The organism is Altericroceibacterium xinjiangense (genome assembly GCF_003958635.1).
Lineage (GTDB): Bacteria > Pseudomonadota > Alphaproteobacteria > Sphingomonadales > Sphingomonadaceae > Altericroceibacterium_A > Altericroceibacterium_A xinjiangense.
The window spans coordinates 1-21314 of the sequence record NZ_RSEK01000003.1 but is presented as its reverse complement, the minus strand read 5'-3'; the positions used below and the strand labels follow the sequence as shown (position 1 = coordinate 21314).

Annotated in this window: 19 protein-coding genes; 16 read left to right on the top strand and 3 right to left on the bottom strand. The window is 63.1% G+C overall.

Going from position 1 to position 21314, the window contains the following annotated elements; genetic code table 11:
• Positions 1-852, bottom strand: coding sequence for a TIGR02587 family membrane protein (locus tag ELY13_RS04035; RefSeq protein ID WP_126172618.1), 852 nt, complete (start codon positions 850-852; stop codon positions 1-3).
• A 399-nt stretch (positions 853-1251) separates the two neighbouring features.
• Between ELY13_RS04035 and ELY13_RS04030 the strand changes: the two genes are divergently transcribed.
• From ELY13_RS04030 to ELY13_RS03980, 11 genes are all read left to right on the top strand, one after another.
• Positions 1252-1962 carry a response regulator gene (locus tag ELY13_RS04030; RefSeq protein WP_126172617.1) on the top strand — a complete coding sequence of 237 codons (711 nt, stop codon included), beginning with the start codon at positions 1252-1254 and terminating at the stop codon, positions 1960-1962.
• 5 nt (positions 1963-1967) lie between these two features.
• Entirely contained in the window at positions 1968-3272 is a 1305-nt protein-coding gene (locus tag ELY13_RS04025; RefSeq protein WP_126172616.1) for an ATP-binding protein, read from the top strand.
• A 131-nt stretch (positions 3273-3403) separates the two neighbouring features.
• Positions 3404-4096, top strand: coding sequence for a carbonic anhydrase (locus ELY13_RS04020; RefSeq protein WP_126172615.1), 693 nt, complete (start codon positions 3404-3406; stop codon positions 4094-4096).
• Complete coding sequence (locus ELY13_RS04015; RefSeq protein ID WP_126172614.1) at positions 4093-5607, top strand: SulP family inorganic anion transporter; 1515 nt, start codon at positions 4093-4095, stop codon at positions 5605-5607. The genes ELY13_RS04020 and ELY13_RS04015 overlap by 4 nt, the downstream gene beginning before the upstream one ends.
• A 153-nt stretch (positions 5608-5760) precedes the next feature.
• A complete protein-coding gene (locus ELY13_RS15530; RefSeq protein ID WP_277600625.1) occupies positions 5761-5883 on the top strand; it encodes a hypothetical protein in 123 nt (40 codons plus the stop codon).
• 379 nt (positions 5884-6262) lie between these two features.
• On the top strand, positions 6263-6655 hold the full coding sequence (locus ELY13_RS04005) for a MerC domain-containing protein (protein WP_126172613.1): 393 nt from the start codon (positions 6263-6265) through the stop codon (positions 6653-6655).
• A gap of 247 nt (positions 6656-6902) precedes the next feature.
• Positions 6903-8537, top strand: a complete 1635-nt coding sequence (locus ELY13_RS04000; RefSeq protein WP_241233536.1) for a mechanosensitive ion channel family protein — start codon at positions 6903-6905, stop codon at positions 8535-8537.
• 143 nt (positions 8538-8680) lie between these two features.
• The gene (locus ELY13_RS03995; RefSeq protein ID WP_126172611.1) at positions 8681-10972 is read left to right on the top strand and encodes an FdhF/YdeP family oxidoreductase; all 2292 of its coding nucleotides are present in this window, start codon (positions 8681-8683) and stop codon (positions 10970-10972) included.
• 101 nt (positions 10973-11073) lie between these two features.
• Complete coding sequence (locus ELY13_RS03990) at positions 11074-12012, top strand: SDR family oxidoreductase (protein WP_126172610.1); 939 nt, start codon at positions 11074-11076, stop codon at positions 12010-12012.
• Position 12013: 1 nt separating this feature from the next.
• Positions 12014-13060 carry an alpha/beta fold hydrolase gene (locus tag ELY13_RS03985; protein ID WP_126172609.1) on the top strand — a complete coding sequence of 349 codons (1047 nt, stop codon included), beginning with the start codon at positions 12014-12016 and terminating at the stop codon, positions 13058-13060.
• 104 nt (positions 13061-13164) lie between these two features.
• Positions 13165-14472: an amidohydrolase family protein gene (locus ELY13_RS03980; protein WP_206435975.1), complete on the top strand. Its 1308-nt coding sequence runs from the start codon at positions 13165-13167 to the stop codon at positions 14470-14472.
• A gap of 197 nt (positions 14473-14669) precedes the next feature.
• Here the strand turns inward: ELY13_RS03980 and ELY13_RS03975 are convergent, their stop codons facing one another.
• A complete protein-coding gene (locus ELY13_RS03975) occupies positions 14670-15809 on the bottom strand; it encodes a tyrosine-type recombinase/integrase (RefSeq protein WP_126172608.1) in 1140 nt (379 codons plus the stop codon).
• Complete coding sequence (locus ELY13_RS03970) at positions 15796-16443, bottom strand: hypothetical protein (RefSeq protein WP_126172607.1); 648 nt, start codon at positions 16441-16443, stop codon at positions 15796-15798. Before ELY13_RS03970 ends, ELY13_RS03975 begins: the two co-directional genes overlap by 14 nt.
• Positions 16444-16507: 64 nt before the next feature.
• Here ELY13_RS03970 and ELY13_RS15525 point away from each other — a divergent pair, with 64 nt between their 5' ends.
• The 5 genes from ELY13_RS15525 (at position 16508) to ELY13_RS03945 (ending at position 21233) form a co-directional block, all read left to right on the top strand.
• Entirely contained in the window at positions 16508-16681 is a 174-nt protein-coding gene (locus tag ELY13_RS15525) for a helix-turn-helix domain-containing protein (protein WP_126172606.1), read from the top strand.
• 119 nt (positions 16682-16800) lie between these two features.
• The gene (locus tag ELY13_RS03960) at positions 16801-17013 is read left to right on the top strand and encodes a helix-turn-helix domain-containing protein (protein WP_126172605.1); all 213 of its coding nucleotides are present in this window, start codon (positions 16801-16803) and stop codon (positions 17011-17013) included.
• A 410-nt stretch (positions 17014-17423) separates the two neighbouring features.
• Positions 17424-18332 (top strand): DUF7146 domain-containing protein, encoded by a 909-nt coding sequence (locus ELY13_RS03955; protein ID WP_126172604.1) that lies wholly within the window; start codon positions 17424-17426, stop codon positions 18330-18332.
• Entirely contained in the window at positions 18329-19753 is a 1425-nt protein-coding gene (locus ELY13_RS03950) for a primase-helicase family protein (RefSeq protein WP_126172603.1), read from the top strand. Before ELY13_RS03955 ends, ELY13_RS03950 begins: the two co-directional genes overlap by 4 nt.
• Before the next feature lie 796 nt (positions 19754-20549).
• On the top strand, positions 20550-21233 hold the full coding sequence (locus ELY13_RS03945; RefSeq protein ID WP_126172602.1) for a recombinase family protein: 684 nt from the start codon (positions 20550-20552) through the stop codon (positions 21231-21233).
• The last annotated feature ends 81 nt before the right edge of the window (positions 21234-21314 follow it).

Below are 21314 nucleotides of genomic sequence, written 5' to 3'. Positions count from 1 at the left end.
TCAGATAATCAGCCGGGCGCTTGCGGCGCCGAGGGCGGAAGGAAAGCCGACAACCGCCACCATCATTGCAATCTGGAAGACCGACGCTCCGTCAGTCCGGCCGAAGGTCCACAGCACGTACAGACTGACGAGTATCGCGATGCCGTATCCCGCGATGCTGTAGTTGATGATGCCGCCCATCAGGCTCGTGTCAGCGGGCATTTCCTCCTCGCCGCCAAAGCCTACGGCATAGACGAATGCGTGCAGCACGCCGATCGAGATCGCGATCAGCGCGAGGGCGTGCAGCGGCGTCATCTTGAACGCGATCAGGATCATTTCCTCGGTCGGTGCAACATTGAACGCGAGGAACAAGGCGCCGGCTGTCATGATGATCAACTCACCGAGATACCGCTTGGCGGGATCGTCGGACTGTTTCGACTGCCGCTGTTCCGACTGCTCTTCTTCCGCCAATTGGCCGCGGGCGAGAATGGCCCCAAAACTGGCAGGCACCGTCTGGATCGCAATTTTCCCCACGATCTCGTTGACCGCCATGCCCCATTCCAGGATCCCGAGGACCAGGAGCATGATGGCCGAAGTGATGATGCCGACGCCAACCGCGACAGTCGTGTCCGCGACATCTTCGAGAACCGTATCGGTCCGCTCAAAGCCGACGAAGCGGGACAAGGGAATCAGCAGGAGATACGTGAGGATGACGAACACGAGGAGCCGAGTCCGGTCTACGTAGAAGCCGAGCCACCACATCTCCATCGTCATCATGAGGGGAAAGGAGAACAGGATCGCCCCGGCGAATGCACGCGCAAGTCCCTTGGCATACTTCCGGTTCGACTTGGTGGTCCTGCCGGCGTGTTCCAAACGCAGCCTCCATTCCTCTACCGGCTCAACGCCCGGCGCAGGGGTTCGCTCCGGACCTACGCGGGAACGATGACAGTGAATGGCGGCAACAATTTGTTACGCATTCGGCGTGCCCCCGAAACGTTTCTCCGGCTATCCCCGATCTTCGCCATGCAAAGGGGAGAAAAACAACGTGTTGCCGCGCACACTGATTGCCTCAGCCAAGTCGACGGGCGCCCCGCCAAAGCATGTACGCCGCCGCACCTCACCGGTACGCCGATGAGCCGCGATCTGGAAATGACAGCAACCGCTCTGCCATATCGGGCACATGGCATGACCTGCCGTGTTGCAGCGGAGCGGGCGGGCAGCTAGATGGATGATGCCTCCAGCCGCCCGGATGCGCGGATTTCCCCCAGCCCTATGTCCAGCCAGACCATCCTCCTTGTCGAAGACGATCCCCAGCTTCGCTTGCTCATCGCGCGGGCGTTGAAGGAGCATGGCTATGACGTTCTGACTGCCTCGACCGGAGCAGAAATGCAGGTCCTGCTTGAGAACGGACGTGTCGATCTCGTCGTGCTCGACATCATGCTGCCCGGAAAGAACGGAATCGAGATCCTGCGACGCCTGCGAACGGAAAGCGACTTGCCGGTGATCTTCATCAGCGCTCGCGGGGACGAAGCGGACCGGGTAATCGGACTGGAACTGGGTGCCGATGATTACCTGCCGAAGCCTTTTGGCACGCGTGAATTGATCGCCCGGATCGCCGCAGTTCTCAGGCGCCATGGCAACAACGCGTCGCAACCACATGAAAAACGGGATGAAGCTGTCTTCTGCAACTGGCACTTGTCCTTCTCACGGCGCGAACTCCGCTCACCCAGCGGAGCGCTGGTCGATTTGACGACGGCCGAGTTCGACCTCCTGAGCGTTTTCCTGCAGGAGCCGCAGCGGGCAATCAGCCGGGAACGGCTGATCGAGCTTTCCCGCTCCCGCATCGGCGATGCCTCGGACAGAAGCGTGGACGTGCTGGTCAGCCGCCTGCGCCGCAAACTGAGCCATGAGGGGAAAGAAGCGCCTATCGTCACGGTGCGGGGAATTGGATACATGTTCCGCGCCGGCGTCAGCCTGGCGTGACACGCGTGCGTTCCATTGGCCTGCTCGGCCGGTTGCTGGGCATTCTGGTCATGGTGGTCGTGCTGGACCTGATCCTCAGCGCAATCATGTTCGAACGCGCCAATGAGTTCTCCCTTCAGGGAGAAGATGCCTCCCGCATGTCGGATCAGCTCGTCGTGGCGTATCGCATGCTTGAGCAGACTCCGCCCCACGCCCGGCCCGAAATCGTGGAAGAGCTGCACACCGAACGATTTCGGGCCAACTGGGCGCAGGAGGCGACCCGCGCGGCGGCAAGCCTTGAGCTCGACGGCCTGCGGCAGCAAATCCTCAAGCGGGAGCCGGATTTGTCCCAGACCGGGCTCAGGCTCCACCTCGAACCCTTGAGCAATGGCGGCGACGTCGGCGGGAGCATGATCCTGAGCGATCGTTCGGTCGTCTCCTTCTCGGCGGACGTCAACGAAGCCTGGCGGTTCAACGCGCAACGCGCCGTCTTCGTGATGCTGCCGGCGCTCCTGCTCGTCATCGTGGGGGTGCTGTTGGTGCGTGCTGCGCTGCAGCCGCTACGCAACCTCGTGGTGGCCACCCGGAAGGTGGGCGACGACGAACCGAGCCCAATCCCGGTCGCGGGCGCTCCCGAAGTTCGCCAGCTGGTGAGCGCGTTCAACATCATGCAGGATCGCATCCACCAGCTGATCCGAAACCGGCAGCTGACGGTTTGCGCCATCGTTCACGACTTGCGGACTCCCTTGACGCGGCTGCAGATGCGGCTGGAGAATGACACCGGCGACCCGGCGGACCGGGAAGCCATGATGGACGACATCGTCGAGATCCGCATGCTCCTGCAGTCGCTCCAGACTTTCAGCGAAGGGATCGATCACAAGGAAACGCTGGAGCGCCTCGACATCGCGGCGATGGCCGAAACGCTGGTGGATGATGCCCGGGACCGGGGGCTGGACGCCCGCTACGACGGCCCCGCCCACCTGGAGATCAACGGCCGCCCCCTGCCCCTGCGCCGGATGCTTTCGAACCTGATCGAGAACGCGCTGCACTACGCCGGCAACGCCGTCGTTCGTCTGCGGGCAGAGGGCGATGAATTTGTCGTCGTCGTGGAGGACGACGGCCCGGGAATCGACGCCGCAAGCCTTCAGGACGTGTTGCAGCCTTTTGTTCGTCTCGACGAAGCGCGCAGCCGAAACACCCCCGGAATGGGGCTCGGCCTGTCGATCGTGGACCAGATCGTCCGTGCCGAAGGCGGTACCTTCGATCTTTCGAACCGCCCTGAGGGTGGGCTGCGAGCAGTTATTCGCCTTCCGATCATCCTGCAGCAGTAACGTTTCGCCGAGTTCTGCTGCGCAGCAACAATTTCTTACAAACGGGAAGGATTGCGGAGAAACTGAAGGCCTAGGTGTGCAGTAACTCGCCGTGGCAGAATCGCCGCGGCTGCCATCTGGAGGACAGGCCCGTGAACGAGCTAATCGGACGCGTTTTCAGCTTCGAGAAAACCGTATTTCCCAACAGCAGCGATCTCTACGGCTCACTCGCCCGCAACGGCCAGAGCCCCAAGGCGCTGATGATTTCCTGCGCCGATTCGCGCATCGTGCCCGAAGAGATCATGCAGGCGCGCCCCGGCGACTTGTTCGTGTGCCGCAACGCCGGGAACATCGTTCCAACGTTCGCGACCATGAACGGCGGCGTTTCGTCCACCGTGGAGTATGCGGTGGCGGCCCTCAAGGTGCGCGACATCATCGTCTGCGGCCATTCCGACTGCGGCGCCATGAAGGCACTGGCTGAGCCGGAACTGCTGGCAAACATGCCGAATGTCGCAGCTTGGCTGCGTCACGGTGCGGCCGCCGAACACGTGGTGAGCACGTGCCAGCCGGAGCTCGAGGGTGCGGAGCGCATCCGGGCCATCAGCCTCGAAAACGTGACTGCGCAAATCGCGCACCTGCGGACCCATCCCTCTGTCGCGGCCGCGCTTGCCGCTGGCGAGATGTCCCTGCACGGCTGGTTCGTGGACATTCACGCCGGTCAGGTGCTGGGCCTCGACGGCGAAAGCGGAGAATTCGTGCCCCTGCGTGAAGATGCGAAGTTGCCCGTCGCCCTCCATGGTCGCCGGCAGAGCCCGACAGCGGCAAGGGCGGGAGTCGCCGCATGAGCGCTGCGGTCGCTGAAAAAGGGATGTTTCAGCACTTCTCACGCGATCTGACCGCGTCGGTCGTGGTGTTCCTCGTCGCAATGCCGTTGTGTATGGGCATTGCGATCGCTTCCGGGGTCCCCGCTGAAAAAGGCCTGATTACCGGGATCATCGGCGGGATCGTCGTCGGGATGTTTTCCGGTTCGCCTCTGCAGGTGAGCGGCCCGGCAGCCGGACTTGCGGTGCTGGTGTTCGATTTCGTCACCAACAACGGGCTGACCGCCCTGGGGCCGATGCTGGTGCTGGCAGGGGCGCTGCAGCTTCTTGCCGGCTGGGCCAAGCTTGGCGCGTTTTTCCGGTCCATCTCTCCCGCGGTGGTTCACGGGATGCTGGCCGGGATCGGCGCGCTGATCATCCTCAGCCAGTTCCACGTCCTGTTCGACGCGCAGCCGCTGGCGAACGGTGTTGCCAATCTCGCGGCCATGCCGGCTCGTTTGCTCGGACTTACGCCGTTCGATCTGCGAGCGACCGAACTGGCCTTGTTCATCGGCCTCATAACCATCGCGGTTATGCTGCTGTGGGAAAAGTTCAGGCCGAAGCACCTTGGCTTGCTTCCCGGCGCCCTGCTGGGCGTCGTGGTTGCCACACTGGTAGCCTGGGCGCTTCAGCTCGACATCACGCGCGTCGATGTGCCGGAATCGATCGTCGGCGCCATTGCACCGCCGGACGACGGCTTCGTCGCCCTGATCTTGCAGCCCGCCATCATCCTCGCGGCGGTCGCCGTTGCTTTCATCGCCAGTGCGGAAACGCTGCTGTCCGCGGCTGCCGTCGACCGCATGCATGACGGCGTGCGCACGGACTACAACAAGGAACTGCGCGCGCAGGGCATCGGCAACTTCCTTTGCGGACTTGCCGGCGCGTTGCCGATGACCGGCGTCATCGTCCGGAGTTCCGCCAACGTCCAGGCAGGTGCCAAGACCCGGCTGTCGACCATCATCCACGGCATCTGGATCCTCGGCTTCGTGTCCCTGCTGCCGTGGCTGCTGCGCGAAATCCCGATGGCGGCCTTGGCGGGCGTGCTGGTGGTAACCGGTTGGCGCCTTGTCAGCCTGAAGCACGTGCAGCACCTCTACGCCTCCTACGGCGTCCTTCCGGCGGTGATCTGGACGGCCACGTTCGTCCTCGTCGTCGCGGTCGATCTGCTGACCGGCGTGCTGGTGGGCTTGGCGCTCACCGTGATCGAACTCATTCCTCACATGCGCAGCCTGCGCCTGAAGTTTGATGAGAACGACGAAGGAGAGGCACGGGATGTGTGGCTGGAAGGCAGCGCGACGTTCGTCAGCCTGACCGGGCTTACCAAGAAGCTGGAGATGATCCCGCTTTCCCGTCCCGTCCGGCTGCATCTGGAGAAGGTGCAAGGCTTCGATCACACCTCCGCTGAACAACTGCGGGAGTGGATCGCCCGCCGCAGGAAGCTGGGCGAAGGCGTCGAAGTCGTGGGACCGGCCCATCTGGTGGACCGCTTCGCCTGATTACAGGAATAGCCGGGCGTGTTCGGCGCCCGGCTATTCTCCCCTCTCGGATTCCTGTTCGGCTCTTACCCCTGAGCCTTGCGTCTCGAGGCCCATAACGATGGAGCAGGGCGGCTGCTGCTCACACTCACCTGCCGCTGAACGACGCCGCGCATGTTGCGGCCGCTCGCGAAGCGCTCATCGCGGACGGCGATGCGCGAGAAAGTCTTCGAAGTGCTCGCCGCCTCGGCGCAGCCGGTCAGTGCCTATGAGGTAGCCGATCGACTGAGCGATTGAAGGCCGCCGTCTAGCCGCGCCACAGCGTCTATCCCATCCTCGACTTGTTCGTGGCGCACAACCCGGCCCTAAGGGTTGAGAGCCGGAACGTGTACCTGGCGAATGTCCATCCCGGTTGCGTTCACGACTGCATCTTTCTGATCTGCGACGACTGCGGCGACCCCGCACATCTGATGACGACGAAACCGCACGAACCGTCCGGCTTGCCGCGACGAGAGATGGATTCGCCGTGACGCGGCCCATTCTGAAACTCGAGAAGCGATGCAGGAGCTGCGCCAGCTAGCGCCACAGCCCGTCCCGCAGCTTTTCACAGAATGGGCTTTACCTCGCGCGGTATGATACACTATATCATATGGCCAATCGAACGAGGTAAACAGGCGTGGAACCGGTCAGCTCGCCAACGGCAAAGACAAACCTGCTCGACGCGCTCGCAATCGGCGCGTCGCTGACCTGCGTCCTTCATTGCCTGGCGCTGCCGGTGCTGATCGCCTTTCTGCCGGCATGGTCCGCCTGGCTTGCCTTGCCCGAGATATCCCATGTCTGGGCACTGGCGCTTGCGATCCCGTTCAGTCTCGGCGTGCTGTTCAGGGCGGCGCGCGGCCGCAGGTGGTTTGCCGCGCTGTGGGTGGGCGTGGCCGGCTTTCTGCTGATGGCGGTCGGCCTGTCGCTTCACGGATCGTGGATGGAGCCGGTCGTCACCAGCTTCGGCGCCTTTGTCATGGCTTTCGGGCATGTGATGAACTGGCGTCAGCGCTCCTACCGCCGCGCGTGAACCTGCGTGCATCGTCGCGCGCCGGTAACCCGGCGACACTCGTGGCATATCTCCCCGCTGATCCAGACAACGCCGGCTGTGCGCATGCTGGTCACTGCGGGAGCGGAACTCAGACAGGGGCGGGATCAGGACCTCCCCGGCCCATGGCTTGATCAACCCGTCGGGTCTGGCCGCACCCGCCTCTTGAATCCGCCACGGCTTTGGAGTTTGAGGCACCATGCCTCGATCGATTGTCCTACGCCTGCTCATGCCGATCGCGCTCGTGCTCGGCGCCTGTCCGGCTGCGGCACAACTGGCCGTGTCTGCATCGTCAGATGCAGACGCCACCACGCCGGAACAGCGGCCCGACCCGTTTGAGCGGGAAACCCCCCGCTCAACCGTCGCAGCGCTGATCCGCGCGCTTGCTGAGCAGGACTACGCGCGCGCGGGCAACTACTTCGCGCTTGAGGACGAAGACCCTGTCCGCGGCGCCACGCTGGCCAGAGCGCTCCAGGAGTCGCTCGACGCCGGCGGCAGGCTGATCCCCTACGGTGAGTTGTCCAACGAACCGGAAGGAACGCCTGCCGACGGCTATCCGCCGCAGATGGAACGGGTGGGGAAACTCGGCGGGGCGGAGGAAGTGCCGATCCTGCTGACGCGGAGCGCAGCGGAACCGGAGCCTGGCGCAGAAGACACTGTCCAGGCTGGTGCTGCGGAAGCTGGCGGGGAAGCCGCGAGCGAGGAGACGCCGGTCTGGCAGATCGCGGAAACGACCATTGCAGCGCTGGAGGACCGGGCGGAGGAGCTTTCCTCAGCCGTTCCGGTGGAGGAAGGGTTTCTCGTTGCCGGCGCGCCGTTTGCCGACTGGTTCGTTCTGCTCAGCCTTCTCGTGGCGGTCTTCGCTGGCTTGCGCGCTCTTTCCGCCCTGATCCTGTGGTCGCTGCGCCGCACTCTCAGAACTCCGCAAACCAGCGGCATCTATCGTTTCCTGGACGCAGCGCTGCCACCCTTCGGCCTGCTGCTGGCGGTGGTGGTGTTCCGGATCTGGGGAACCGAGGCGCCGGTATCCATCGTCGCGCGGCAGTTTGTGCTGCGCTATATCGGGATCGTCTCCTGGGTCGCGCTTGCCTGGTTCGCGATCAGGCTGGTGGACGCCGTTGCAGCGCTGCTCACCAGCCGGCTGGGAGTGGTCGAGCGACGCCAGGCCGTTTCCGCGATCACCCTCGCACGGCGCGCGGTCAAGCTCATCGTGCTCGCGATCGCCACGGTCGCGATTCTCGATACGTTCGGGATCGATGTCACCACCGGCATCGCCGCTCTCGGTATCGGCGGCCTCGCGCTGGCGCTCGGCGCGCAGAAGACGGTCGAGAATCTCGTGGGCAGCGTGATGGTCGTCGCCGACCGGCCGATCGAGGTCGGCGACTTCTGCCGCGTCGGCGACGTGCTTGGCACCGTGGAGGACATCGGGATGCGCTCCACCCGCATCCGCACGCTCGACAGGACGGTCGTGACGATCCCCAACGGAGACTTTTCCTCCCGCCAGATCGAGAATTACGCCCGCCGCGATCGCTTCCTGTTCAACCCCATCGTAGGGCTGGAATACGGCATCACGCCCGCGCAGCTTCGTCAGGGGGTGAAGATAATCGAGCAGATCCTGGAAGAGCATCCGATCGTAAGCGAAGATGCACCCCGCGCGACGCTCAAGGAATTCGGCCCCAGTTCGCTGGACATCGAAGTCTTCGCCTACATAGAGGTGGTCGACTATGCCGAAAGCCTTAAGTTCCGGCAGGAATTGCTGATGATGATCTTCGAGCGGCTGGACGAGGCAGGCCTCTCTGTCGCCTTCCCCACGCAGACGATATACCTGCGGGAGGAAAACGGTGCCGCAGAGCGCACCGGCTGACGAGGAGACGACCCCTTGCCGGGAGCGTCCGCCGACCGGGAGTGCCGGATCGTCCCCGATCGGGAACCAGAGCGCGCAGAAGGCCTTTTCTCGGAGCGGGGGAAACGTGTCTTCCGTGATCCTGCCCGAGCAAGGAGCCTGAGATGGCCCACGATGACGACGCCGCCACCCACCAGGATGAGGATGCGGTCCACTATGAAGGACCATCCGGAGGCTGGGGCTCGCTGAAGGGCATCGCCCGGATTTTCGGGAAAGAGGTGGACGGCCCTGAAGCCTTCGACCTGCTCAGGCGGCAGAACAAGCCGGGTGGCTTCATGTGCGTCAGTTGTGCCTGGACGAAGCCTGCGCATCCGCACATCGCCGAATTCTGCGAGAACGGCGCCAAGGCGACCCTGTGGGAGCAGACGAGCCGCCGCGCGACACCCGAATTCTTTGCCGAACATACCGTCACCGAACTCAAGGGCTGGAGCGACCATGATCTTGAGCAGACGGGACGCCTCACCCATCCGATGCGGTATGATCGGGCGAGCGACACGTACGTGCCGGTCAGCTGGGGTGAGGCATTCCAGGCGATCGGCGCCGAACTGAGGGCGCTCGATCCCGAATCCGCGGTATTCTACGCCTCGGGCCGGGCAAGTCTCGAAACGTCCTACTGCTATGCGCTGTTCGCGCGGCTTTACGGGCACAACAACCTGCCCGACAGCTCCAACATGTGCCATGAGACGACTTCGGTCGGCCTCAAGAAAGTCACAGGGTCGCCGGTCGGCACCTGCACCCTGGAAGACATCGACAAGTGCGACGCGATGTTCTTCTTCGGCCAGAACACCGGTTCCAACAGTCCGCGTTTCCTGCATCCCTTGCAGCGGGCAGTGAAGCGCGGCGCAAAGATCATCACCTTCAACCCGGTGCGTGAGAAGGGTCTGATCGAGTTCGCGAACCCGCAGAGCCCGGTGGAGATGGTCACTTCCAAGTCGACACAGATTTCATCCCTGTACTGCCAGGTCCGCCCGGGCGGCGACATCGCGGTGATCATGGGGCTCTGCAAATACGTGCTGGAGCGCGAGGAAAAGCAGTGGGCCGAAACCGGAACCCACCTGCTCGACGTCGACTTCATCGAACAGCACACCGCTCACTTCGAGGAGTTCAAGGCGAAGGTCGACGCCACTTCGTGGGAACAGATCGAGGAAGAGTCGGGGATTTCGCGCAGCGATCTTGCGGTCGCAGCGGACGTATATTGTGAAGCCGACAAGGTGATCGGCATCTACGGCATGGGTGTGACCCAGCAGGTCCACGGGTCGCAGACCATCGGCATGCTCGTGAACCTGCTGTTGATGCGCGGGAACATCGGGCGCGAGGGTGCCGGCATCTCGCCCGTGCGCGGCCATTCCAACGTGCAGGGCCAGCGGACCGTCGGCATTTCCGAGAAGCCCGACCTCGTCCCCTATGATCGCCTGAAGGCGCTGTTCGACTTCGATCCGCCCCCGAAGCAAGGCGTGAACACCGTGGAGGCGTGTGAGGGCATCCTCGACGGTTCGATAAGGGCGTTCATCGGCCTTGGCGGCAACTTCGTGCGCGCCATTCCGGAGCGTGAGAAGATGGAAGCGGCATGGTCGGACATGCGCCTGACGGTACAGATCGCGACCCGCCTCAATCGAAGTCACCTGATCAACGGGGAGGTCGCCTATCTCCTTCCGTGCTGCGGCCGTTCCGAAGAACAGCAGGCGGTCACGATGGAGGATTCCCTCAGCATGATTCATGGCTCCGTCGGCAACAAGGAGCCCGCCAGCGAGCATCTTCTTCCCGAACTTGCGATCGTCGCCGGGATTGCCAAGGCCACTTTGCCGCCGAACCCCAACGTCAAGTGGGACGAATGGGTTGCGGATTACGCGAAGGTGCGGGACCTGATCGAAGCGACCTACCCCGACAAGTTCAAGGACTTCAACCAGCGGCTGTTCACGCCCGGCGGCTTCTACAAGGGCAACAAGGCGCGCGAGCGGATCTGGGAGACCGAGAGCGGGAAGGCCGAATTCACGGCGCCCGACACGCTGTCGGCCATGGGCGTCCCTGATGAGCCGGGACGCTTCCGGCTGATCACCATGCGGTCGAATGACCAGTTCAACACAACCATCTACGGGTATTCCGATCGCCTCCGCGGCATCGACGGCACGCGCGACGTCCTGCTGATGAGCCCGGAGGAAATCGAAGCGGCGGGACTGCAGGAAGGCCAGACGGTTTCGCTCGTGAGCGATGCCGGGGATGGCGTCCACCGTCAGGTGGATGGCCTTGCAGTCACCCCCTTCGACCTGCCCCGCGGCACTCTTGGTGCATACTACCCGGAAATGAACCCGCTGATCCCGTTGTGGTATCACGACAAGCTATCGAAAACGCCTGCGGCCAAAGGGGTACCGGTTCGGATCGTGGCGCAGGCCGAATAGGTAAGCCTCACCCGCGCTGGAGCCGGGGCGCAAATCCCACCGGCAAGATCGCTGCTGTGTGCGCCTGTCGTTCAGCAAAAGTTTGAGGAGGAACAGCGCCCATGACCGATCTCGACCGCCGAACCCTGATCCTGTCCGCCGCGGCCGCTTCTGCCGCCGCTGCGGGACCCCCTGTTGCGCAAGCAGCGCCGACTGCTGGATCCGCACCTACCACGGGCAAACCGCTGGTAGGGCGCGCTGCGCTCGTCACAGGAGCCGCTCGCGGCATTGGACGCGCCACGGCGGTCGCGCTTGCCCAAGCCGGCGCCGATGTCGCGTTGCTCGATATTGCCGACCCCGATGCCTTTTCCTTCATGCCCTACCCCCTGGCCTCGCGTGAGGATTTGGCCGAGGCGGTGCGCATGGTGGAAGCGGAAGGTGTGCGGGCGCTCCCCATCGTGGCCGACGTGCGCAACCTGCCGGCCTTGCAGCAGGCGGTTGCCCAAGCGGTGGAGCGGTTCGGACGGCTCGACATCGTCCACGCCAACGCGGGCATCAACATCGCCGAGGACAGCCTTGCCAGCTATGAGCCCGACGTCTTCGACGCCATTCATGCCGTCAACGTCCGCGGGGTAGCCAATACGATCAAGGCGGCTGCCGACGTGCTTCCCCGGCCCGGAGGACGGATCATCGTCACCACCTCGCTTGCCGGGCGTTCGGGCACTCCGCTGTTCGCTTATGGCTCTTCCAAGTGGGGTGCCGCGGGCGTGATGAAAGCCGCGGCCTTGAACCTCGGTCCGGAGGGGATCACCGTCAACGCGGTGGCGCCGGGTCCGGTGGAGACGACGATGGCTTATCGAGACGTCGGCGGCCGCTGGACCGAGGAAACGCAGGAACAAGCCGATCGCGATGCACGTGAGGGCAACGTCCTGCCGGTCGACCAGACCCAGCCGGAGGCGATCGGCCGGGCCGTGGTGTTCCTCGCCAGCCCGGAAAGCAATCACATCAGCGGAATGACGCTGGACGTGAATGCCGGACGCTCAGCCAATTTCCTGAGCTGACATGCGGCGTTCGGGCAGCACATTCGCGATTTCCGTTCTTGCTGCGGTCCTGTGTGCAGGGGCGCCCGTGCAGGCGCAGGAAAACGCCGCGCCTGCTTTGGGAGCGAATCTCGAACGCTTCGCCTATCCCTGGCCCGTACGGGAGTTCCCCGTTACCGTCGGCATCACGCCTGCGCACATGGCCTACATGGATGTGGCGCCGGAACGGTCCAATGGTCGCACGATTGTCCTCCTCCACGGCAAGAATTTCTGCGGCGCGACCTGGGAAGACACCGGGCGCGCGCTGCTGGCGGCTGGATACCGCGTGTTGATCCCTGACCAGATCGGGTTCTGCAAGTCATCCAAGCCGCGGGAGGCGCAATATACGTTCGCGATGCTGGCCCATTCCACGCGAGAGTTGATGAAAGCGCGCGGTGTCGAGGACGCGATTGTGATCGGTCATTCCACCGGCGGCATGCTGGCGATGCACTTCGCGCTCATGTACCCGGAAGCGGTCGATCACCTGGTGCTGGTCAATCCGCTCGGCCTGACCGACCGCACGGCCGAGGGTGTGCCTTACCTCCCGCTGGACGAGCTGGTCACGCAGGAGCGCGAGAAGGACTTCGCATCGATCAAGGCCTATCAGCGCAATGTCTATTATCACGGGGAATGGCAGCCGCGCTACGATCGCTGGGTGACGATGCTGGCGGGCCAATACGCAAGCGAAAATGGCGAGGACGTCGCTTTCGCGCAGGCCAAGACCAGCGAGATGATCCTGACGCAGCCCGTCTCGCACCATCTTGAGCGGCTGACCATGCGCGTGACGCTGATGATTGGAATGCTGGACACGACCACCTTCGGCAAGGGGCAGGCCCCGCCCGAAGTGGCAGAGCGGTTAAGGCCCATCCCGAAACTGGCGCCCGCAGCAGCGCAGCGCATTCCGGATGCGCGGCTCGTGACCTTCGCCGATCTCGGCCATTCCCCGCAGGTTGAGGCGCCGGACCGGTTCGGGGCGCAGCTGCTCGCCGCGCTGGACAACTCTCCGGCAAGTGCACGGGAACAGGAATAGTGCAGTCGGCCGACTGTCTTCCGCTGGGCCGCCGCCTATTTCTGAAAAGCGCTGCGGCGACGATGCTGGCGACATGCTCTGCGCGGGTCTTGCCGCAACCGCGTGTGCCGCGGCCGCTTCTCATCCGCAACGCTTACGTGATGACGATGGGCGCAGCCGGAGACCTGCCGCGCGCGGACGTTCTGGTACGCGGGGGCGAGATCGCCGCTGTCGGCATCGGGCTCGCGGCCGACGGAGCCGAGGTCATCGACGCGCGTGGCCAGATCCTGCTCCCCGGTTTCGTGGACACGCACAATCACCTCTGGCTTTCGCAGATGCGCGGGCTGTTCGGCCGCTCCCCCGAGACGCGTTATTTCCGGCTGACCGAGCGGCTCGGCGCTGCCTATCGGCCCGAGGACATGCGCATCGGTACGCTGTTCGGCGCAGCCGGAGCGCTGGAGGCGGGCATTACCACCACCCTTGCCTACTGCGACAACATCCGTACGCCCGAAGATGCCGAAGCAGCACTGAGCGGCCTCATCGATGCGGGAATCCGGGCGCGGTTCCTTTACGCCGGGCATGACAAGCTGGCGCCCGATGTCCCGCTCGCGATCGATCATCTTGCAAGCCTGCATCGGAACCGCGCCGCTTGGGCGGGCGAGGCGCCGATCGATCTTGGACTCGGTTGGCGCACGCCCACCGCCAGTGCGGGTGAGGCGGTCCTGTCCGTTGCGCTGGAGGAGCTTCGCCGTATACGCGCGATCGGTTTGCCTGTCTCCACGCATATCAGCGGCGACAGCGGGCCAGACCAGCTGGACCTGCTGATTTCACGCGGTCTGCTGGGGCAGGACATGGTGCTCGTACATGCAACCGGTGCGGAGCCTGAGGCTCTGCGCGCAGTCCAGGACGCAGGCTCCGCGATCGCGCTGACCCCGATCACCGAACAGCGGGTCGGCTTCGGCCTCACCCGGCTGAAGCACTATACCGACCGGGTCAGCCGCGTCGGACTCGGCATCGATGGCGCTCTCGCCGGCGCACCCGACATGTTCGCGGTCATGCGGGCGGGTCATCTGGTGCAGGCAGCCGTCAGCGGCGATGAACTCGCAATGTTGCCGCGCCAGGTGCTGGAACTCGCAACAATCGAGGCAGCCCGTGCGATCAGGCTGGACAGCCGCATTGGGTCGCTGGAGCCAGGAAAGCTCGCCGATCTGATCCTGATCGACACGCAAGCCCTCAACATGGGCTTCCCTGTGTCCGATCCTTCGTCACTTCTCGTCTACTCGGCAAGGCCCGAGAACGTCAGCACGGTTATGGTTGGCGGGAATGTCGTGAAGCGGGATAGCCAACTGACGCAGATCGACTCGCAGCGCCTGGTCGCATCGGCTGATCGCTCGCTAGGCAAGATCCGCGAACGAGCGGACGCCGCGCGATAGGGGGAGGTTGCGGAGACGGGGTGTGATCAGCCGCGTTCGCAACCAGGCGCGCGCACTTAGTTCAGGGCAGCAACCATGACACTGAAGGGGAATGGTGCGCCCGACGGGATTCGAACCCATGGCCCCCAGATTAGGAATCTTCTGCAGCTCCTAGATAAAGCTGGCTTTGCCCATATCATGTTGCATCCATGTTGCATCTAGCCAAGCAACTCCGCCTGTGCCGCCGCGATCAATGCGGCATCGCCTGAGGCATCGGCCAGCAGGTGGCCGTAGGTGTCGAGCGTGATCTGGATCGAGGAATGACCCATCCAGACCTGCAGGCGCTTCAAATCGATCCGCTGCTTGATCCACGCGCTTGCAGCGACGTGGCGCAGAGCATGGAAGCCATAGCGGGCCTTCAGGATCGGCTCGCCCTTGTCATCCTTGCCCACCTGATTGCAGATCCCGGCTTCGACCTGGAGGGGAAAGAACTTCCGACGCAGCAGATGCTCGTAGTTCTGCACTCCGCCCTTTGTGTTCGGGAACGCCAAGCCGAGTTCGCCCTTGGGGCAGCGCAGCTTCCACGCCTTCAGTTCAGTGATCAGCGCGGGCGGGATCGGAACGGTCCGGTGCCCTGCCTCCGACTTGGGCGAGCCAATCTCCCCGAACTTGTCGGCACGCTGCACAACGGTGATCGAGCCGCCTTTCATATCCACGTCCGACCAGCGCAACCCGCGCAGCTCAGAGGCGCGCAGGCCGGTGAAGATGGCGGTCATAACTAGGGGCCGGAAATCATCGGCGGCGTTGTCCAAGAGGGCCTTCAGTTCCGCCTTGGCCGGTATCTCGACCTTGCCCTTCTCACGTGACGAGCGAACGACCTTCACGTCGCGGGCCACGTTCTGAGCAACCAGCCCACGCCTTTGTGCTTCGGTCAGGATGCTGGACAGCGCCCGGACGGCCTTGCCGGCCATCGCCTTGGAGCGAGTTTTCAGCAGTTCGTCGCGGTAAGCCTCGATGCGGGGCCGATTGAGCCGGGAAAGGCGCTCAGTGCCCAGCAGGGGGACGATATGGAGGTTCGAGAGCTGGCGGTACTGCTGGACCGTTCCTCGCTCCCTGCCCTCTTGCTCGGCCTTCTCGATCCATAGCTTCGCGGCGGCGGCGACTGTGGAAGATTGGCTGTCGGCAGTATGGACCCCTTTCGAGACTTCCCAAGCCGCTTGCGTGATCCACGCGTCTGCATCTTTCTTGCGGGCGAACTGCTTAAACCGGCGCTTGCCTGCCTGGTCGCGGTAATCGACAAGCCACGCCTGCTTCGGAGTGCCGTCCGGGGCGGTCCAGGTGCGCTTACGTATCGCCATCTGGCCGAACTACTGTCTCTGCCCACAAGAACAGATCTTCGAAGAACACTTTCTGCTCAGTCGGCGAACCTTGGCTAAACTCTGCCAAATCCCAGATGAGCTGCGACAGGTTGACAAGAGCAAGACGCCTTAGCCCCCATTCACCCCATCGTTCGATTGCCCCTCGGAACGTCTTCAAACCAATACAGCGGGCCGAAATCGACTTTCGTTGCTCATCGGTGTCCATCCCCATGAGATCAGCAAGGACCGCCGGGTCGAACGCAAAGAAAAAGGTCTTTGATCTCCCACCACTCGGTGGACCAGCTCGGATTATGTTTCGGATGCCTCTGGCTATGCTGGGCAGGCCTGCCTGCGCGACGGCGATCGCCCTTTCAGGCGATACACCCAGCTGATTGAGCTCGAGCACAACTCCCAAAAGGAAGAGGTGTTCAGCTCGGTAGTTCGCGGCGCGCCCTCGCCCAGTGTTGGTTCCGGGCGGAAATCCGAGCTTCTGCAAGTGCTTCAAGCGACTGGCGAAGGCCGACCGTTTCTCGTCCACAATGCCGTGCGTGAGAGCAAGTGCGTTCTCCACTTGGGCAAAACTGAGATCCATCAAACGCCCATCCCGCACGCCATGAAAGGGCATCGCTACCATTTGGAATTGACGGAAGCAATTCGTACGTTAGGGTAATGGCACCTTTTACCTTTCGGAGAATGCAATGCTAGCGAATGATCTTCTCGGCGGCGCGAAAGCAGCCGCTGACTACATCGGCGAAAAACCCCGTGCGATCTATCACATGGTCGAGAACGGACTGCTGCCCTGCATCCGTAAGGGCAGGAAGCTCTACTTCCGAAAGTCAGAGCTCGAGGAAGCCTTCCGGTCTCGCCAGTGACGCGCCCTTCACAACTAATCGGGCATCGTCTGACGGCGGTAACGACGCTCTCTGGGCGTCCGTAGAAGCAGACGCGAGGCGATGCGAAATCACTGCATCGCAGAGCGAAGGAAACGGCAATGAGCAAGATGATGACGGCGGAAGAAGCCGCCAACTATCTCGGCTTCAAGGCGGCTACGCTAGCGCAGTATCGATGGCGCGGCGATGGCCCGCCTTTTCGGAAGCTGGGCAAGTTCGTCCGGTACCAGAGAGATGATCTGGACGCATGGGTGTTGAGCCGTCCTCGGTTCACGTCAACTCGGGAGGTGAGCGCCCATGCCCCGAACTCCTGAACGAAAAAGCCGCCCGGGCAGGGGCGGCTCTGATCAGCTTGGCGGCGATCGGGTGGACCAATACACGAACTCCGTTGAGCAGACAAGACCAGCGTTGCACTTGGTCGAGCCTACGCGGCCAGCGTGGAAGGATCAGCTTCAGTACAAAACTGCCACCCCTGTTCAGATCCACTTCCACTCTGATGGTCGCGTGATCTCGGTCGACCTGATGCCGATCGGGTTTCGCGCTGTGCAGACGGAGGAGGGCTGGGACGTGGGCGTGTGGATGCCAGGCGCGTCAATCCCCACTTGGAGATTCACCAGCTTCGGGACAGTCCCGACGCTGAGCGAGGCCGAGAGGAACATACGGGACCTGCTCAAAACTTCCGCAAGGCCTATCTACCCGCCGCTGCACATGCAGGAGCCCCACAATGGCTGATCTCCTGAACATGGAAGTGATCCGTCGGGACTATCTGTTGCCTCAAGTGGTTGGCCCGGTGACAAAGCTGCAGAAGGCCGGGCACGAGTTCAAGGCTTGCTGCCCGTTCCACTCGGACCAGTCCCCCAGCTTCACCATTTTCGACGGTGGGCGCCGCTTCCATTGCTTCGGTTGCGGGGCATCGGGCGACGTTCTCGACTTCGTGCAGCGCGCTCACAATGTCGGGTTGCGCGAAGCTGCGGCCATGCTCACCGGCGGCGATTTGCCTTCGATCGAGATTGAGCCAACCGCATCGGTAGAAAAACTAGACCGGCGCGACGAGGCTCGGGCGATATGGCGTGAAGCTATCCCAGCTGCGGGGACGCCAGCTGAGAGTTATCTTCGCTCGCGTGGTCTGACGCTTCCGATCCCGCCGACCATCCGGTTCTTGCGCCTGCGCTACGGAAAGAAGGGGCGGGATTACCCCTGTCTAGTCGCCGCGATCGCCGGGCCGGACAACCGCCTTTGCGGGATCCAGCGAACCTACTTGAACGAGGCTGGCACCGGGAAAGCGGCCGTGCCGAAGGCGAAGCTCTCGCTCGGAAAAGTGGCAGGCGGGGCCATCCGCCTGGCGCCTGCGGCCGAGGAAATGGTCGTGTGTGAAGGTTTGGAGGATGGACTGACGCTTCAGCAGGAACTCGGGCGGGCAGCCTGGGTGGCTGCTGGAGCGTCCATGCTGCCGGCGGTGCAGTTCCCGCCAATCGTGCACTCCGTCGCAATCGGCGGCGATGCCGATCAGGCGGGACGAGAGGCAGCCGAGAAAGCGCGAGCCTCGTTCGCTGGGCGCGGCCTAATGGCTCGGGCCTTCTTCCCGGTCGGTGCGAAGGACTTCAATGCCGAGCTGATGGAGGGCCTGCGGTGAGCGAGTCCACGGCCAAAGACTGGCGCTCGGAAGATCCAGGCTGGCAGGAAATGCCGGATTGGGCTGCTGGGGAATTGGATCCGACGCCGTCGCTGGAGGCATGCCCGGAAATCGACGCGAGCGGCGTGCGCCTCTCTGACTTCCACGCCTACATGCCGTCGCATTCCTACATCTTCGCGCCCACAGGTGAGTTCTGGCCGGCGGCGAGTGTGAACTCCCGTATCCCGCCAGTCGTGTTCAAGGATCGGTTCGGAGACCCTATCCTCGACGACAAAGACAAACCGAAACAGCAGAACGCGAGCAGCTGGCTCGATCAGAACAGTCCCGTCGAGCAGATGACCTGGGCGCCCGGCGAACCGCAGATCGTGCACGACCGGCTTATCTCGGACGGAGGATGGATCCGCCGCCCCGACTGCAATGTCTTCAATCTCTACCGGCCACCAGCGAAGATCGACGGCGACGCGAGCAAGGCAGGACCTTGGTTGGAACACGTTCGGCGGATCTATCCGGACGATGCCGAGCACTTGATCAACTGGCTGGCGCACCGCGTCCAGCGGCCTCACGAGAAGATCAACCATGCGATTGTCATGGGCGGCGCGCAAGGGATCGGGAAGGACACGATCCTCGAGCCGGTAAAGGCAGCGATCGGACCGTGGAACTTCGCCGAAGTCTCACCGCAACACATGCTCGGGCGGTTCAATGGCTTCGTGAAATCGGTGATCCTTCGCGTGAGCGAGGCGCGCGACCTTGGCGACGTGGATAGGTTTGCATTTTACGATCATATGAAGACCTACACGGCCGCCCCGCCGGACGTGCTGCGCGTCGATGAGAAGCACGTGCGCGAGTATGCCGTTTTCAACGTTTGCGGGGTGATCATCACGACCAACCACAAGACAGACGGCATCTATCTGCCGGCCGACGATCGGCGGCATTATGTCGCTTGGTCGGAATGCAGCCGCGATACGTTCCCGGCCGATTACTGGACCGGACTGTATTGCTGGTACCGCGACGGCGGGATCGAGCACGTCGCCGCGTACCTCGCCACACAGTCGCTTGATAGCTTCGACGCCAAGGCTCCACCCCCGAAGACGCCGGCCTTCTGGGACATCGTCTCATCCAACCAAGCGCCGGAGAACGCCGAACTCGCCGACGCGCTCGACACGCTCGGAAATCCAAATGCGGTAACGATCGTCTCCATAGCCGCGGCGGCATGCGAGGAGTACCGGGCGTTCCTCTCCGACCGGAAGAATAGCCGAAAGATCCCCCACCGGCTTGAGGAGTGCGGATACAGCGTGGTTCGAAACCGCGATGCGAAGGACGGTCTGTTTAAGGTCAACGGCAGGCGTTGTGCCATCTATGCGAAAAAGACCCTTTCGCCTCGTGACGCGATCGTCGCTGCCGAAATGCTGGTCGGACGGTGAAGGCTCGCGACTAAAGGACCGAAGCTCACGCAGCTTTTCGAGCGTTCTCACACGCTTCTCACCCGCCGAGTAAAACTCGCCTATTGGATAACTGCTGTGCAAAAGCGCATAAAGACCCCCTTTGCCCTGGGCGGGTCCTTTCAAATTCTGCGCTCCGTGTCGACTACGTCCGCGCACGTAGGCCCGGCGTGCCCCGCCAAAATACGTGAAATCGGTGAAGTCAGTGATCTGCCATTTAAGCCTTCCCACACCAAAACAGCTAACCCATTGAAAATCATAAAGCGTACGTGCGCGTGAGAGAGCGCGTAGGAAGATAATGCTGGATCACTGACTTCACCGACTGCACCGACCGGGAACAGTAAGGATCTGCGCCACATTCGGCCCAGCCAAAACGTCGTTGCGGCTGCATCCCCGCCTCTGCTATCGATAGCAACTGAGCCGCGAGGCGTTTCGGACGTCTAAGCCTGGGGGTCGAGCAATCGAGACATCAGGCATCGCGGACATCAGTCCCTCACCCCATTGTGCACCGGTCGCGCCCATCCAGCATAGCCATGGGGCTGCGCACTCATTCGCCTGTCAGCTGCTGGTGAAGGCCTGTTGCGCCTGCCCCGCCCCCACGCAACAGCTATCGCGTACGCACGCGCGTGAGGCTTGCCCAGCCTCCGACCGCAGGCGGCCCGGCGAAGGCCCGCCTGTTAGCCTCCAGTGGGGTGAGAAACCGCTCGCTCACTCGCTTGTAATCTGCCATACAATATCCGCTAACGTTCGTTTCTGGAAGTTATACGGAGCCAGCAGCATGGATAGAGCGGTTGCTTACTACCGGGTTTCGACCAAGCGACAGGGGCAGAGCGGCCTTGGCTTGGACGCGCAACGGAGGGCCGTCGAGGAATGCTGCCGGCAACGAGGACTGGACCTGATCGCCCCGCCCTTCGAGGAAATCGAGAGCGGCAAGCGGGACGATCGGCCCGAACTGGCGAAGGCAATCGAGCGGTGCAAGCTGACCGGCGCAACGCTGGTGGTTGCCAAGCTGGATCGCCTCAGCCGCAACGTGGCTTTCCTAGCAACCATGCAGGATAGCAGAGTGAAGTTCATTGCCGCCGACATGCCGGATGCCAATGAGCTGACCGTGCACATTCTTGCGGCTGTTGCCCAGGCAGAGCGCAAGGCGATCTCAAAGCGCACCAAGGAGGCTCTGGCCGCTGCCAAAGCGCGAGGGCAGAAGTTGGGCAATCCGAACGGGGCGGCCGCGCTCCGGCGCTATCAGGGAGCCAATGCGATGGCGGCAGAGGCAAAGGCATCTCAGGCCAACGAATTCGCCGATGGTCTTCGGCCGACGGTAGAAAGGCTACGGGCGGAGGGACACCAGTCTCTCGGCGCCCTTGCCTCTGCTCTCAACGATGAGCAGATCCGCACCCCGACCGGCAAGGGCAAGTGGCATGCATCCAGCGTGCGCAACTTGCTGGCGAGGATGGCCGGGTAGTATGGTAAGCGTGGCCTAGAGGTCGCCTTGTCCGGTTAGTTATCGGGGCCGATAGCCGCCCGCGGAGGAGCGGCGATGGCG